Source organism: uncultured Thiodictyon sp. (assembly GCF_903946935.1).
In the GTDB taxonomy this organism is placed as follows: Bacteria; Pseudomonadota; Gammaproteobacteria; order Chromatiales; family Chromatiaceae; genus Thiodictyon.
On record NZ_CAJAXH010000143.1, the window covers coordinates 1 to 1,945 of the forward strand.

The 1,945-nt window shown below is 61.9% G+C and carries 3 protein-coding genes and 1 pseudogene; all 4 read right to left on the bottom strand.

Annotated features, from left to right (window positions below; translation table 11 throughout):
- A pseudogene (locus tag QZX93_RS12855) lies at positions 1-186 on the bottom strand (DNA repair protein RadC); the annotation flags it as partial.
- Positions 187-308: 122 nt separating this feature from the next.
- Entirely contained in the window at positions 309-512 is a 204-nt protein-coding gene (locus QZX93_RS12860; protein ID WP_295390498.1) for a hypothetical protein, read from the bottom strand.
- A gap of 86 nt (positions 513-598) precedes the next feature.
- The gene (locus QZX93_RS12865) at positions 599-1,213 is read right to left on the bottom strand and encodes a hypothetical protein (protein ID WP_295394644.1); all 615 of its coding nucleotides are present in this window, start codon (positions 1,211-1,213) and stop codon (positions 599-601) included.
- Positions 1,214-1,455: 242 nt separating this feature from the next.
- Positions 1,456-1,737, bottom strand: coding sequence for a hypothetical protein (locus QZX93_RS12870; RefSeq protein ID WP_295390503.1), 282 nt, complete (start codon positions 1,735-1,737; stop codon positions 1,456-1,458).
- Positions 1,738-1,945: the final 208 nt, after the last annotated feature.

The window sequence follows — 1,945 nt, forward strand, 5'->3', positions numbered from 1 at the left end:
ATAGAGCCTCAGCTTCAAGTAGTCGCGGGTCGCTTGCGGACTGGTGAGGCAGTCCCCCTTGGTCAGGTAGACCGCCTCCAGACACCGGATGGCTTTCGCCACCAGCGTGCGGTCGGTGCGCGACAGGGCCGGGCGGCGCTCATCGTCATCAATGTCGTCTGCGAACAGGGAAAGTTGTTTGGCCATGGTGGTGTCTCCTGGGTTGGTAAGCCCGGGAGACACACCGTCCCCATGGGGAGAGCGAGTCTCCCGGTGGGGATCGAGTGGGCCGCGCACCCGCTTTAGGGCGCGCAACGAATCGGCGTGGTTTAGCGCAGAGCGACCGGGGTACCGGCCAGTCCGCAATAGCCTCTGGGATCATCCAGATCTGAAGAAAGATAGCTGTCCGGAAGCTTACTGGCGTCCCTTCCAGCATCTTCCCACCGCCAGGCCATGCACCGCTTATGCAGGCACTGGCCGAAGTCACGCAACGGACATACGATCGACTGTGCTTCTTCTTCCGTGACGATCATCGCTCAACCTCATTTGTTGATGTGGAGAAGCGCGCCCCCATCGGGGAAGCGGCCTCCCTATGGGGTGTTATCGAACTGGCTTGGCGTTACGCGGTAGCGGCGACGCCGTTCGGTCCGAATACCAGGAGTGGCCCATTCGCCTTTGCGCGATCATTGACGAACTCCAACAAGGCGATCGCCTCCGCGTCCAATTGGGTGTCGGGATGATCGGTGACCTGCGCGACGATCGCCGGAACGGCGACGTAACAGAACAGTCCGGGCCGTAAGCCGTCACGCACCGACCGCCAGGGTTTGCAGTCCTTGCGGTCGACCAGGAGGTAGTCGGGGCACCAGGTCACCCTGGTCCGGCCGCCGTCCGCCGCGTCGAGTGCGGCCAGCTTCTGACGGAACTGATAGGTCGTCGCGTCGAACACCTGGCCACCACAGGAGACCCAGGCGTGGAACAGGAAGCCGCCGGTCCCGGCGGCCACCGCGGACCCTTCCCGGTGGTGACACACCACCGCACCGGGGTCTTGGCCGTCGACGCGCCAGGCGGCATAGCCGGCCACCAGGCGCACGTCGTCGATGCCCTCGCGGGTCAGTAGGTGCTGACAGGCCAAGGCGTGCCAGATGCAGTCCGTGCCGAGGTGACTGCTCGCCGTCGTGGCGATGGTCCGCACGGCCGTGGCGACCTGGCCGGCGATCTCTTCGGGTATTTTCATGGTGTTCTCTTCGTGAGGGGGGACATGCCACCCCGCGGGGCGTCATGCGCCCGGTGGGGGTTTCGAGTGGTCATCGTTTCGGCTGTTTTTGTAGTCCGCTCAGCTGGCGGTGATCTCGGTCTCACCATGGAGAACCGAAGAAGACCTGCGTGCGCTGTGCTCTCAGTGGTCAAGAGCTCAGGGCAGGCACGCCTCCCGGACCAGGCCGGGCAGTCCGTGGTGGACTGCCGACCTGGACCTGGTTAGAGCGCCGTTACGTCGAGCTGATCCCAGCGGCTCAAGAACCCCTGGGTGCAGTAGCTCCGATCAGGACGGTACCCGCTGGCCGGACGCCAGACGAGTCGATTGGTGCAGCCAAAAACCGCCTCTTCGTTTACATCAGAAATTGACTGAATTGCGAAGTCATTTGCTGCGTCGCAGGCCCGAAAGATTTTCCAGGCATTCAGAATCACATACGATCCGATAGCCTCTGTTTCTTCGGTACGGCCCGCAATTGCTTCATCGAATACATCGTCGATTGTCATTAGTATACCCCGGGGCATCAGGCACCCAGCCTACAAGGGCGAGTGACTGAGTACCCCATTCTGGTTAGTTAGTGCCTGGCAGAAAACTCGCCTTTCATCACGAATCCCATTCTTCGCCGCCCGGGCATCGGCGAGCGGTTCATGCATTTTGAAGCGTTTGGTAGCGGTCGAACCGCGCAAATAAGATCCAATCTCATTCGGCACAAGC